The sequence below is a fragment of the Streptomonospora arabica genome (assembly GCF_039531585.1).
Lineage (GTDB): Bacteria > Actinomycetota > Actinomycetes > Streptosporangiales > Streptosporangiaceae > Streptomonospora > Streptomonospora halophila.
Genome location: NZ_BAAAQI010000017.1, coordinates 81702 through 94958 on the forward strand (window position 1 = coordinate 81702; position 13257 = coordinate 94958).

The 13257-nt window shown below is 75.9% G+C and carries 7 protein-coding genes and 1 other RNA gene; 4 read left to right on the plus strand and 4 right to left on the minus strand.

What is annotated here, in order from left to right; all coding sequences use genetic code 11:
• Nucleotides 1-57 precede the first annotated feature (57 nt).
• From ABD284_RS21435 to ABD284_RS21445, 3 genes are all read left to right on the plus strand, one after another.
• Nucleotides 58-1227, plus strand: a complete 1170-nt coding sequence (locus tag ABD284_RS21435) for a bifunctional RNase H/acid phosphatase (protein ID WP_344146563.1) — start codon at nucleotides 58-60, stop codon at nucleotides 1225-1227.
• Between the two features lie 68 nt (nucleotides 1228-1295).
• Nucleotides 1296-1679: RNase P RNA component class A (gene rnpB, locus ABD284_RS21440), an RNA gene on the plus strand.
• 278 nt (nucleotides 1680-1957) lie between these two features.
• Entirely contained in the window at nucleotides 1958-2086 is a 129-nt protein-coding gene (locus tag ABD284_RS21445) for a hypothetical protein (protein ID WP_344146566.1), read from the plus strand.
• Between the two features lie 219 nt (nucleotides 2087-2305).
• On the opposite strand, the gene ABD284_RS21450 is transcribed toward ABD284_RS21445, so the two are convergent.
• The 3 genes from ABD284_RS21450 to ABD284_RS21460 form a co-directional block, all read right to left on the minus strand.
• Nucleotides 2306-4678, minus strand: coding sequence for a SulP family inorganic anion transporter (locus ABD284_RS21450; RefSeq protein ID WP_344146569.1), 2373 nt, complete (start codon nucleotides 4676-4678; stop codon nucleotides 2306-2308).
• 412 nt (nucleotides 4679-5090) lie between these two features.
• The gene (locus ABD284_RS21455) at nucleotides 5091-7349 is read right to left on the minus strand and encodes a hypothetical protein (RefSeq protein ID WP_344146572.1); all 2259 of its coding nucleotides are present in this window, start codon (nucleotides 7347-7349) and stop codon (nucleotides 5091-5093) included.
• Nucleotides 7350-7805: 456 nt separating this feature from the next.
• On the minus strand, nucleotides 7806-8381 hold the full coding sequence (locus tag ABD284_RS21460) for a YbhB/YbcL family Raf kinase inhibitor-like protein (protein ID WP_344146575.1): 576 nt from the start codon (nucleotides 8379-8381) through the stop codon (nucleotides 7806-7808).
• 274 nt (nucleotides 8382-8655) lie between these two features.
• Between ABD284_RS21460 and ABD284_RS21465 the strand changes: the two genes are divergently transcribed.
• A complete protein-coding gene (locus tag ABD284_RS21465; RefSeq protein WP_344146578.1) occupies nucleotides 8656-11946 on the plus strand; it encodes an AfsR/SARP family transcriptional regulator in 3291 nt (1096 codons plus the stop codon).
• Between the two features lie 394 nt (nucleotides 11947-12340).
• Here the strand turns inward: ABD284_RS21465 and ABD284_RS21470 are convergent, their stop codons facing one another.
• Entirely contained in the window at nucleotides 12341-13132 is a 792-nt protein-coding gene (locus tag ABD284_RS21470; protein WP_344146581.1) for a sporulation protein, read from the minus strand.
• Between the last annotated feature and the right edge of the window lie 125 nt (nucleotides 13133-13257).

The following is a 13257-nucleotide window of genomic DNA, read 5'->3' on the forward strand; positions in this document are numbered from 1 at the left end:
GGGGCACCGGCGGATGCGCGGGCCGGGCGGGCCCGGCACAGGTACAAGGAGCGAGTGATGAGCAGGCGACTGGTGATCGAGGCCGACGGCGGATCCCGCGGCAACCCCGGCCCGGCCGGGTTCGGTGCTCTGGTGCGCGACGCGGACACCGGCGAACTGCTGGCGGAGGTCGCCGAGGCCGTCGGAAGGGCTACCAACAACGTCGCCGAGTACCGCGGCCTGATCGCCGGGCTCGCGGCGGCCCAGGGCCTCGACCCCGCCGCCGCGGTCGAGGCGCGCATGGACTCCAAGCTGGTGGTCGAGCAGATGTCGGGCCGCTGGCGGATCAAGCACGCCGCACTGCGGCCGCTCGCCGAGGAGGCCCGCGCCAAGGCCGCCGGGTTCGCCGCGGTCTCCTACGTGTGGGTGCCGCGGGCCGACAACGCCCACGCCGACGCGCTGGCCAACGAGGCGATGGACGCCGCCGCCGAGGGACGGCCCGTGCGGCTGGAAGCCGCATCCGGCGGCGCGGCGGACTCCGCCGCCGAGCCGCCGGCCGAACCCGCGGGCGGCGCCGGAACCCGGGCGCCGCAGCCCGCCGCCACCGGCTGGGCGGCGCCCGACACCGAGCCCACACGGCTGGTGCTGCTGCGCCACGGCGAGACCCCGATGTCGACGGAGCAGCGATTCGCCGGCGTCGGCGACATCGGCCTGACCGAGACCGGGCACGCCCAGGCCCGCGCCGCAGCCCGGCACCTCGCCGGATCCGGAATCGACGTGGTCGTCTCCTCGCCGCTGCGCCGCGCCCGCGACACCGCCCAGCCGGTGGCGGCCGAGCTGGCGCTGCCGGTCGAGGTGGACGAGGGCCTGCGGGAGACCGACTTCGGGGCCTGGGAGGGGATGACCTTCGGCGAGGTGCAGCGCAGCCGCCCCGACGAACTGCGGCGCTGGCTGGCCGACACCGCCGCGGCACCCGAGGGCGGCGAGAGCTTCGCGGCGGTGGCCGAGCGCGTGGCCGAGGCGCGCGAAAAGCTGCTGGCGCGCCACACGGGCCGCACGGTGCTGGTGGTCAGCCACGTCACGCCGATCAAGGTGCTGCTACAGCAGGCCCTGCTGGCACCACCGAAGGCGCTGTTCCGCATGCACCTGGACGTGGGCTGCCTGTCGCGCATCGACTGCTTCAGCGACGGGCCGACGCTGGTGCGCTCCCTCAACGACACCGGACACCTCGGCCCCGGCAGCGCCTGAGCCGGGCGTGCTCGGCTCCCGCACGCGCGCCGAGCAGGCGCGCGGCGCGATATCATCGCGGTGAGGGGAGAGTCGGCCAGGCGGCCGCGGCACCCGAAGGGGTGTCGAGGAAAGTCCGGACTCCACAGGGCAGGGTGGTCGGTAACACCGACCCGGGGCGACCCGCGGGAAAGTGCCACAGAAAACAGACCGCCACCGCTGTGCGCGGTGGTAAGGGTGAAACGGTGGTGTAAGAGACCACCAGCGGCCGGAGCGATCCGGTCGGCTCGGTAAACCCCACCCGGAGCAAGGTCAAAAAGGGGGACCGCGGTCCCCTGCGCGGACGTTCGAGGGCTGCCCGCCCGATGTCCGCGGGTAGACCGCACCGAGGCTGCCGGCAACGGCAGTCCCAGACGGATGGCCGCCCGGTCCGCAAGGACCGACAGAATCCGGCTTACCGGCCGGCTCTCCCCCTTCTCTGCGGTGGGCCCGCTGTCGGGTGCGTGTGCCGGCAGCGGTCGCTCCGCGTGCGGCGAGCGCGGCCGGGGGCGCGGCGCCGCCGGCGCAGGTGCCGAGTGCGCGGCCGGGAGCCGAAAGTCCCGCCCATACGGGGATGCGTGCACCGACCAGGCGTGCGGCGGGATAGATTGGTGAGGGTCCAGTCGGTCTCCGCGAGGTGCCGCGCGGGGCCCACCGCGGGCGCGGATGCGCGCCCGCGCCGTTTGCGAGCCGGGTTTCGGTGAGAGCTGCCTTGTCCACGATCTGGGTGATCCTGTTCGCCCTGCCGATCATCGCGATCGTCGTCATCGTCCTGTTCGCCCTTTACCACTCCTCCGAGGTGCGAAAAGACGTGCGCGACGACTACACCGAAGAAGACTGAGGGCGGCTGCGCACGCGCGCGTACCGCGCCCGGTGCGTGAAGCGCCGCTTCCCGCCTCGGGCACCGCGGCGGAAAGGTGCTCGGCCGCCCTGCCCGATCGGTCCCGCCCGCCTGGCGGGCGCTCGGCACCCGCGCGGGGCGCTTCGCCGGTCGCGGCCCACGGCCCCGCGGGGCGCGGCCCCGCCCGCGGCAGGAAGGCGCGCCCCGAGGGAACCCGGCCTACGGCGTGGGCGACGGGGATGCCCCGGCGCCTTCGGGGCCGGGCGCCGCCTCGGCCGGCCCGGCGGCGCTCCCGGAGCCGGGCGCGGACGCGTCCGCGCCCACCCGTTCGGCGGCCTCGGCCGACACCGCGGCGAAGGACCCGTCGGCGCCGAGCACGTGCACCCGGGCCGACTCCAGGTCGTAGTACATCCCCGACAGCTCCAAGTCGCCCCGCTCGAACCGGCGGCGCACCGCCGGGTAGGTGAGCAGGTTCTCCAGCTGCTGCACCACGTTGGCCTGGGAGAGCCTGCGCATCGCCTCGGGTGTCGGCGCGTCCCGCAGCCGCAAGGCGCCGGCGCGCTCCAGGCTCTCGCCGCCGTGGGCCAGCCACCGCCGCAGCTGGCCCAGCTCGGCGTCGGGCTCGCCCGGTCCTTCCAGCAGCGCCTTCATCGCGCCGCAGTTGGAGTGGCCGCACACCACCACCGAGGGCACCTCCAGCACCGTGACGGCGTACTCGACCGCCGCGCCCACGGAGTCGTCGCCACTCCCGCTGCCGCGCCGGGGCACCAGGTTGCCGATGTTGCGCAACGTGAACAGGTCGCCGGGACCGCTTGCGGTGATCAGGTTGGGCACCACCCGGGAGTCGGCGCAGGTGATGAACAGCGCCTTGGGGCGCTGGCGCTGCGCCAGCCGGCTCATCAGCGACCGCATCCGCCCGGCCGTGCTGGCGTGGTACTCCCGCGCCCCGCTGAGCAGCAGGCCCGAGGGCGGGGCGGCGGGGTCGAAGCCGCCGCGCATGCCCCAGGGCGCCCACGACCGGGCGAGGCCTCCGGGCGAGGTCTTGCCGGCGGGCGGGGCCTGTCGGGACCGGCGCTCATACCAGTTCTCGTGCACCTCGTCGATGTCGACGCTGCCGCCGGTGCGCTCGTGGTCCAGGCGCCAGGCGTGGATCGACTCGAACGCGGCGTGGTCCATGAAGTCCACGTGCAGGTCCAGGTCGACGTGGGCTCCGCTGGGCACGGTCCGCAGCACGTGGGCGACCCGGGGGACGCCCAGAAACGTCAGCGAGCCCTGGACGACGATGTGCCGGCGTCCCTCGCGCTCCTCGGTGAGCACGCTCACGCGGGTCAGCCGGCGCAGCGATACCAGCACCGACAGCGCGAATCCGATGAGGACGCCCTCCAGCAGTCCGAAGAGCACGACGGCCAGCAGCGCCGCGACGTAGATACTGGCCTCGCGGTGGCGGCGCAGATCGCGCAGATGGGCGAGGTTGACCATCTGCAGGCCGATCACCACCAGCAGCCCGGCCAGCGCCGCCAGCGGGATCAACTCGACGGCGTGCGCGAACAGGCCGATGAACGCCAGGATCCACACGCCGTGCAGCATGGCCGCCAGCGGCGTGCGCGCGCCCGCGCGGGCGTTGGTCGTGCTGCGCACGATGACACCGGCGATGGGCAGGCCGCCCAGGGCCCCGCTGGCGGTGTTGGCGGCGCCCTGGCCGAGGAGCTCGCGGTTGAGATTGGCGCGCGGGCCGTCGTGCAGGCGGTCGGCGGCGATAGCGCACAACAGGGACTCCACGCTGGCGACCAGGGCGACGGCCGCCACTCCGATGGCCACGCCCCGCAGGTCGCCCGGATCGGGGAGGACGGGGCCGGTCCAGGCGGCGGCGGGGGAGTCGGGCAGGGATACGCGCTCGACCGGCCAGCCGGCCGCCGTGGCGAGGGCCGTGGCCGCGACCACGGCGACCAGCGCGCCGGGCAGTCGGCTCAGGCGGCGCAGCCCGGGCAGGCGCGGCCACACCAGCAGCACGGCGATGGTCACCATGCCGACGACGACGGCCGGCGTGTGGTTGTCGGCGAGCTGGCGGGGAAGCTCGGCGATGTTGGCGGTGGCCGAGCTCTGCGGGTCGCCGCCGAGCAGGACGTGCAGCTGGGCGAGGGCGATCGTGACGCCGACGCCGGCCAGCATGCCGTGGATGACCGCCGGCGAGATCGCCAGCGCCGCACGCGCGATGCGGCAGGCGCCCAGGGCGATCTGCACCAGGCCGGCCAGCAGCGTGATCAGGCAGGTGACCCGCCAGCCGTAAGCGGTGACCAGGTCGGCGACGATGATGGTGAGTCCGGCGGCGGGCCCGCTGACCTGCACCGCCGAACCTCCGGCCAGCGCGGCCACGATGCCGCCGACAACGGCGGCGATGATCCCGGCGATCAGCGGAGCCCCGGAGGCCACGGCGATGCCCAGCGACAGCGGCACCGCGACGAGGAAGACGACGAGCGAGGCGGCGACGTCGCCGGGGACGTTGCCGAGTAACGGAAGAGAGCGGACGCGGGAGAGCGGGCTCTGCGCGCTCTCCCGGGGCGGGGTCGGTGTTCCCTGGGCGTCTGGACGCATGACTACCCCCGGTGGGTGCGAACGAAATGGCGCTCTGGGACAGCGGCCTCGCGGCGGGCCGGGCACGGCAGCCCATGACCCAACGAACTTCGGCCGTCACTTACTGTAGCCATGCGGGAGTGTCGTCCGGGCCGGATTCACCATGATGTCGATAACCGTTGTCGCTCCGGCCGTGCGGGCGGCGGCGCGGCCCCCCGGGCCGCCGGGGACAGCGGAGGGCGGGGCGCGCGCCGCGCGCCCCGCCCTCCTTTGTGCGGTGCCCCGGAGGGCCCGCCGCCGCGTCCGGGGTGTGTTCGCCGGGTCGCCTGTCCTCCTGCGCGGCGCCCCGCGCCGGAATGCGGAGCTTCGCGCCCGGGGCGCGGGGGCACGCCTGAGCGCGCCGCCCGCTAGGGAGGGACCCGTCGGACGCGCCTTAGCGGTTCCCGTAGCCGTAGCCGCCGTACCCGCCCTGGCCGTACGGCGGCGGAGGCGGGTTGTCCGGGTCCTGCTGTTCCGGGCGGCCCGGGTAGGGCGGCCATTCGCCCGGTGCGGGGTCGTATCGGGACGGGCCGGCCGGCGGGTAGCCGCCGTACTGGTCCGCCGGCGGGTAGTCGCCGAGCACGTCGGCGTACCCGGGGTAGGGCTGCGGGCTTCCCGGCGCCTGCTGGGAGGCGCCTATGCCGGGATAGCCGTTCGCCGGTGCCGGTCCGGGGGCCGGCGGCGGTGCGCCGTAGGGCCCGCTGTCGTAGCCCTCGGGAACGTGCGGGCCGCCGGGGCCGTAGGCCTGGGCGTCGTAGCCCGGCCGCGGGTGCATGCCCGGCTGCTCGCCCGTGGCGCCGCCCCACGACTGCTGGTCCCAGGGCCCCTGCTGCCGGCCGCCGTAGCCGTAGCCGGGCTCCGGCCCGTTCGGCGCCGGCCCGCCCGGCGGGGGGCCGCCCGGCGGAGGGCCGGCCTGGCGGCCGGGGTGGGGCGGAGCGCCGTAGCCGCCGCTGTCGTAGGGCCCGCTGTTGTCATAGGGCCCGCTGTCGTAGTGCTCGCGTGCGAACGACCCGGTCCCGTACGCCGGCGGCGCCGCCTCGAATCCGCCCGACGGTGTGGGCGGGTTCGGGGGCGCGGCGGGCCGCTGGTGCGAGCCGGTGTCCAGGCTCGACCAGATCGGCGATCCGGACTCGGGGCCCGCCGGACCGGGGGAGGGGGTGAACGCGGGGTCGGTGAGGGGGTCGCCGCCGCCCGGGCCGCCGCGCCCGCCGGTGTCGTAGGAGCTGCGCGAAGGGCGGCTGTAGGACCCCGTGTCGTAGGGCGACGCGGGCCCCGGGTCGTAGGAGGCCCGGTTGTAGGAGCCGGTGTCGTAGGCCGAGGAGCCCGCGGGCGCATCGTAGCCCGGGCGGCTGTGCGTACCGGTGTCGTAGGAGGAGCGGCTCAGGGGGCCCGAGTCGTAGGTGGGCCGGTTGAGCGAGCCCGTGTCGTAGGCCGAGGAGCCTTGTACGGGGCCGCCGAGGTCGGGGCGGCCGTGGGCGCCGGAGTCGTAGGAGGAGCGGCTCAGCGGGCCGGAGTCGTAGGTGGGCCGGTTGAGCGAGCCCGTGTCGTAGGAGCCGCTGTCGTAGGAGGAGGGAGCGGGGGAGGAGCCCTCGTAGCCCGGGCCGCCGCGGGTGAGGGGCCCGGAGTCGTAGGTGGGCGGGGCGCCCGGAGCGGGTGCCGAAGCGCCGCGGCTCAGCGGTGAGGGGCCGCTGAGCGGGTCGTGCGCGAAGGACCCGGTGTCGCGGGACGAAGGGCGGGACTGGTCGGCGCCGCCCGGCGGCGGCGGGTGCCCCGCCAGCGGGTCGGACGAGCCCCCCTGGGCCCACGGCCGGGCGGGTGAGGACGGCGCGGGACCGCCCAGCGGGTCGTCGAGGGGGTCGCGGGCCTCAGGACGGCTCCGCCCGCCCGCCGGCCCGAGCTCGCCCGCCGCCGCGGCCGGGCGCTCGGGGGCCTGTGCCGCGGGGGCGCTCGGGCGTTCCTGAGCCGGCGCGGCGGGGCGCTCCCGGGCGGCATCGCGCCCGGGCTCCTCACCGGAAGCCGACCCCTGGCCCAGGCTCGCCAGCATGCGCAGGCCGGAGTCGTCGCCCGCGGGCTCCTGCCCTGCCGGAGGCAGCGCCTGGGGGGCTTCGCGGCCGCGCCGGTCGCGGGCGGCGCCCTCGACCGCCGGCGCGCGGCCGGGCCCGGTGTCGGCGGAGCGCGTCGGCGCGGGGGGCTCGTCGTCCTCGACGACCGCCGCCATCGCCTCGGTGGACTCCGCCCGGGTGTCGCGGCGACCGGAGCCGGAGCCGGAGAAGGGCCGCTCCTCGTCGGCGAAGTCGGGGTCGTCGCCGGAGAGGCTGGACCAGAAGTCGTTGTCGGCGAAGTCGTCGCCGTCGTCGTCGCGGGCCGAGGAGCGGCCGCGGCGCGAGCGGGAACGCGCCGGTTCCGGCTCGGGCCGCGGCCGGCGCTCGCGGGAGCGCCCGCGCCCGCGAGCGCGGCCCCGCGGCGCGGGGTCGTCCTCCGGCTCCTCGCGGTCGTCGCCTTCCGCGTAGCCGTCGTCGTACTCGGGCTCGTCGTAGTCGTCATAGCCGTCGTCGGCGTTGCTGACGTTGAGCGCCCGCATGCCCAGCAGGATCAGCATCAGGACGATGAGGACCACGATGACGGCGATGATCGCGATTAGCGCAATGGTCACGGTGAATGCACCACCCTAGGGCCCGCGGCCTGGTAGACGTCATGGCTGCCACCGGCGGGGGCGACCGGGTCGGCCGGTGTGGAAGCGCGCGGAGAGGGCGCTCGGTGCACCGCCGCCGCGCCTGCGCCTCGCGGGCGTCGGCGGTGCGGGTGGACCGCGGTCCGTCGGGGGACCCCCGTTGCCGTGGGACGCGCGGCGCGGACCGCGGGATGTCCGGCGGCGCCGAAGCCGCGAACGCGGCCCGGCGCGGTCGCCGCGCCCGTGCGCAGGCCTCGGCAGCGCCGGTTGCACGATTCGGTCATGAGGTAATCAACGGGGGGCACGATCCCACTTTATGCATAGATGCGGCATGAGTGCAGAGGGCGACGGACGTTGCCGTCGCGTACACGCGGTGCGCACGCAGGATGCAGCGCCGGTCTCCGGGCCGCGCGCACGGGAGGGGCGCGGTGTCGGCGTTCACTGGCCGTTGGAGACGGTGAGGGAACCGCGCGACACCGCGCGTTCGGCGATCGCGCCCAGCGCCTCCTCCAGTGACGCGTCGTCGGCCAGGTCCAGCTCGCTGTCGAGGGCGTAGAGCGTGAAGCGGACCTCGTCGGCGCCGTCCTCGGAGTAGCACGGCGGGTCGTAGGCGGTCTCGCCCTCGCTGTTGCGGCCCTGCTCGCCCGGGTGCGGGACCGTGTTCTGGCGCAGCTCGGCGGTCTGCGGGTCGAGGCCGTAGAGCACCCAGAAGACGGTGGCCTCCTCGGGGGCGTCCACGACCAGCGCCAGGGACTCGGTGGTGTTCTCGTCGGGCAGCCCCGACCACTGGAGCGCCGGCGAGACGCCCTCGCCCCGGCACGTGTAGAGGCGGGGCATGGGCTCGCCGGCCTGCATCATCGTGCTCGTCAGGTTGATGTTGTCGTCGAGCTCCGTCTCGGTGTCGGAGGCCAGGCTCCCGCACCCCGCGGTCGCGGCCAGCACGGCACCGCCGGCGGCGGCGAGCCGCGCCCCGGCGCGGCGCTGGCGTGATGAGCGGCGGTCGACCGAGAACATGGGGCTCCTGCGAAACTCTTCCGACGGGACTCTCCCGGTGCCGGGCGCCGCTGCCGACGGGGCGGGAGTCGGGCTGCGGCCGCACGGCACGGCATACCCGAACCATACTGCGGACTGAGCGGCGATGGGTTCGCCCGGCCGCGGCGGGCCGCCGCGGCCGGATCCTCCGACGGCGAACGCGCGGATTCCACAGAATCGGTAAACCTGTTGAAGTCCTGCTGCGGGAATCGGCAATCATGGAGCCGTGCGGTTCTGCATCCTCGGTCCACTCGCGGTGTACAGCGCTGACGGCGCGGCACTGCCCATCGGCGGCGCGCGCCTGCGCCGCCTGCTCGTGCTGCTGCTGCTCACACCCGGCCGCACCGTGGGCAGCGAGCGCCTGGTCCGCGGCGTGTGGGGCGACGAACCCGCGCCCGAGAACTCGGGCAACGCGCTGCAGGCGCTGGCCTCCCGGCTGCGCCGCGCGCTGGGCGACACGGCGCCGCTGCGCGGCGACCCCGCGGGTTACCGGCTCGACGTCGACCCCGCCTGCGTCGACCTGCACCGCTTCGACGAGCTGGCCCGGCGCGGCCGCGCCGCCCGCGCCGAAGGCGACCCGCAGGGCGCCGAAGCGCTGCTGGGGGAGGCGCTGGCGCTGTGGCGGGGCCCGGCGCTGTCGGATTTGTCCGGGGCCGGGGGTGCCGACGACGTCGCCGTGCGCCTGGCCGAGTCGCACCGCAGCGTTTCGCTGGAGCGCCTGACCCTGCTGCTGGAGATCGGCCGCCACGACGACGCGCTGCCCGACATCGAGGAGCTGGCCGCGCGCGAGCCCCACGACGAGCGCCCCGTCGAACTGCTCGTCCGCGCCCTGTCGGCCGCGGGCCGCCAGGCCGACGCGCTGGCGGCCTACGACCGGCTGCGCCACGCGCTCGCCGGGGACCTGGGCATCGACCCGTCGCCGCACATGCAGCGGCTGCAGGTCCGGCTGCTGCGCGGCGAGCTCAACGCAGGCGACTCCGCGCCGGCGCGCGCCGAGCGGCCCGAGCCCCCGCCTGCCTCCCGCGAGCAGTCCCCGCCGCCCGCCCCGCGCCCGGTCAAGCGGCTCCCGCACACCCTGACCAGCTTCGTCGCCCGCGAGGACGAGGTCGACCAGGTCGGCGCGCTGCTCGTCGGCGAACGCCTGGTGACCCTCATCGGCCCCGGCGGGGCCGGCAAGACCCGGCTGTCCATCGAGGCCGGCTCCCGCTTCGTCGAGGAGCGCCCCGACTCGCCCGCGGGCGGTGTGTGGTTCGTCGAGCTCGCGCCCCTGCGCGACGGCGCCGACATCCCCCACGCCCTGGTGAGCGCCCTCGGGCTGTACGAGAACTCGGCCGTGTCGCTCTCGGGCGCGCCCACCGGCACCGGGGACCTCCTCGACCGCGTGGTCGACTTCGTCGACGAGCGCGAGCTCCTGCTCATCCTGGACAACTGCGAGCACTTGGTCGCCGAGACCGCGGAGGCCGCCGAACACCTGCTCGCCCGGTGCGCCCGGCTGCGCCTGCTCGCCACCAGCCGCGAACCCCTGGGGATCGCGGGGGAGCGGCTGCTGGCCGTGCCCTCCCTCGCCCTCCCTCCCGAGACCACCCCGGCCGCCGACGCCGGCGACTACGCCTCGGTGCGGCTGTTCGCCGAACGCGCCCGCGCGGCCGACCCCGCCTTCGCCGTGGACGCCGGCAACGCCGAGCACGTCGTGCGCATCTGCCGCGAACTCGACGGCATGCCGCTGGCGCTGGAGCTGGCCGCGGCCCGGCTGCGCGCGATGCCGCCGGCCCACCTGGCGGCCAGGCTGTCCGACCGGTTCCGGCTGCTCACCAACGGCAACCGCTTCGCGCTGCCGCAGCACCAGACCCTGCAGGCCGTCGTCGACTGGAGCTGGGAGCTGCTCGACGGCGCCGAGCGCACCCTGCTGCGGCGCCTGTCGGTCTTCGCCGGCGGCGCCTCACTCGAAGCCGTCGAGCACGTGTGCTCCCACGGCCTCGGCGACGACCGCGACGTGTGGTCGGTGCTGTTCGCCCTGGTCGACAAGTCCCTGGTCACCGCCGAAGTCGGCGAGGGCGGCGAGGGCCAGCCCCGCTACCGGATGCTGGAGACCGTGCGCGCCTACGGTGCCCAGCGCCTCGCCGAAAGCGGCGAGGAACCCGCGGTCCGGCGCGCCCACGCCGACTACACACTCGCCCTGTGGGCCCGGGCCGACCCCTATCTGCGCCGCACCGAGCAGCTGCTCTGGCTGGCCCAGCTGCGTGTGGAGCACGACAACCTCACCGCCGCGCTGCGCTGGGCGATCGACGTCGGCGACCTCTCCCGCGCCCTCGACCTGCTGCTCGCCTCCTGCTGGTACTGGCAGATGGGCAACGCCTGGAGCGACCTGGTGCGCTGGTGCGGCGAGCTGCTGCGGGCCGCCGGCGAGCACCCGCCCGAGGGGCGCACCGTCGCCTACGCCCACTGCCTGGCGATCCACTCGCTGGGCGCCGACTTCGCCGGGCCCGAGACCTCTACCAAGGGGCTGCTGCGCGCCGAGCAGATCCTGGTCGAGCTGGGCGACCCTCCCGAGAACCACCCCGGGCTGCTGCTGGTGCTGATGCTGCTGGGCATGCTCGGCTACGACCGCGAGGAGCGCATCGCCCGCCTGAGCGCCACCGCCGCCGACCACCCCGACCCGTGGATGCGCACCGGCGCACAGCTGTTCGGCGGCCTGCTGTGCCTGCACGACGGCCGCGGCCGCGAGGGCCGCGACCGGGTCCGCACCGCACTGGAGAGGTTCCGCGCGATCGGCGACCGGTGGGGCACCGCGCACGCGCTGACCGTGGCCGCGGGCCTGTACCACCTCACCGACCTCGACCGCGAGATGGAGCTGCTGTCCGAGGGCGACGAGCTGGCCGCCGAGATCGGCCTGAAAGGGCTGCGCGCCCAGTTCAAGATCCGCCAGGCGCTGTGCATGGCCGGACGCGGGCGCATCGAGTCCGCGCGCCGCGAGCTCGCCGCGACCCGCCCGCTGGCCGACGAGAGCGACACCCGGATGTTCTGCAGAATGGGCGAGGCCGAAGTCGACCACGCCGCCGGCGCCCCGGCGGCGGCCTACGAGAAGGCCCTGTCGCTGACCGGTGAGATCGCCGCGATGAACCCGGTCGTGCGCGGACAGGTCGAACCCGCGTGGCTGGCGCTGCGCAGCCGCACGGCGATGGCCCTCGGCGACCGCCCCGCAGCGCTGGCCGACGCCGCGGCCGCCTGGCAGGCGATCGCCCCCCACACGGCCGGGATGCCCTGCGCCGACATCCTGGAGCAGCTGGCCGAGGTGCTGGTCGCGGAGTGGCCTGAGCGCGCCGCCGTCGCACTCGGCCGGGCCCGGTCGGTGCGCGGTCTGCCCAACGAGGCCGCCCCCGCGATCGCGCGGGTCCGCGCGCAGGCCCGCCGCCGCCTGGGCGAGGCCGGGTTCGAGCGCGCCTTCGCATCGGGCGCCGATGCCGACCCGGCCGCGGTGACCGCGTGGATCGACGGCTGGCTGGGCGAGGGGGGCGGCGGCCGCCCCGCCGGCACCGCGCCCGAGTGACCGCCGCCCGGCGGTGCCGCACCGTCCGTCCTACGGTGCGGTGACCGGCCGGGCGGCGGTCGGTCTCGCGTGTGCCGGCCGCAGCCGGCCGGCCGCGGCGCCGCCGGAGCCGCGCTGCGGTCGCGCGAAGAGCCGGGGCCCGGCGCGCCGCCGCGTGCGCGCTGTCCTGTTCCCGCCGGGGACGGGGCGCGGGCGGTGCGGCTCCGGCCGGAGGGCGCGCCGAGGATTGCGGGCGGTGCGGCGCGCTTCCGGCGGGCGGCGGGTGCAGACGCTCGCATGGCGAGCAGCACCCGCCCCCCGCTGCGGCGCCGGCGGCTCTCACCGGGCACCGGGCCGGTCCCCACCCGCCAAGGCCCGCGCGGCCCGCCCGCGCCCGCTGGGAGGCGCCGCGGCCTCAGCCGAACAGGCCGCGGCGCTTGAGCATGGACTCCACGGTCTCGGCGAGCATCGGCGACCAGTCGCCCGGCTGCTCGGCCTGAGCGTGCTCGATCCGGAACCGCGCGAAGCGGTCCTGGCTCTCGGTGAACAGGCCGCCGCGCTTGTCGACCTCGATGACGACGTCGACGCCCCGCTCATCGGCGACGAACGACAGCTCCATCTCGTTCATCCGGCCGCGGAACTGCGGAGCCGCCTTGAACTCCAGCTCCTGGTACATCGGGAACTCCTGGCGGGTGCCCGACAGGCGGCCCTGCTCGATGTCGGTCTTGGCCAGCGTGAAACCGAGCCGGTGCGCCGCCTCCAGCACCCGGTCCTGGGCCGGCAGCGGGTGGATCCGGACCGGGTCGAGGTCGCCCTTGTCGGGCTGGCCGCCGATCACCACGTCGGTGCTCAGGCCGAGCGTGGCACGGGGGAGTGGCCCTCCGCCCGCGTCGGTCAGCGGGCTCTGCAGGGAGACCGGATAGGTGAAGGGGATCCGCCGGTTCTCGCCCGCGCCCAGGCGGAAGGCGCCGCTGACGACGACGCGCGAGAACTCCCGCGTGACCTCGCCTTCGGAGTCGCCGATCTCCACCTGCACCCGCGCGGCGAGCGCCACCGCGATCTCGTCGATGTCGGCGTCGACCTCGCCGCCGGCCAGGTCGATGTGGCCCGCGAGCTGCTGGCCGGGCCGGGCCTGCGCCTGCGTGACGACGGTGTCGATGCTCGGGCCGCCGATGCCGATCGCGGCGAGAAAGCGCTTGAAGCCCATGGTGTCCTTCCGATCGGGGGTGGAGCCGCCGCCGTGCGGCGGGCACGAATGGATTCGAGGGGTCGGTCCTACAGGGCTTCGATGCACGTCCCCGGCCGGCGGTTCCCGCCCGGGCGCCCTGATCG

Coding starts and splice junctions, on each gene's coding strand:
- ABD284_RS21470 (WP_344146581.1), bottom strand. CDS start 13,132: ATGGGCTTCAAGCGCTTTCTCGCCGCGATCGGCATCGGCGGCCCGAGC.
- ABD284_RS21450 (WP_344146569.1), bottom strand. CDS start 4,678: ATGCGTCCAGACGCCCAGGGAACACCGACCCCGCCCCGGGAGAGCGCG.
- ABD284_RS21435 (WP_344146563.1), top strand. CDS start 58: ATGAGCAGGCGACTGGTGATCGAGGCCGACGGCGGATCCCGCGGCAAC.
- ABD284_RS21460 (WP_344146575.1), bottom strand. CDS start 8,381: ATGTTCTCGGTCGACCGCCGCTCATCACGCCAGCGCCGCGCCGGGGCG.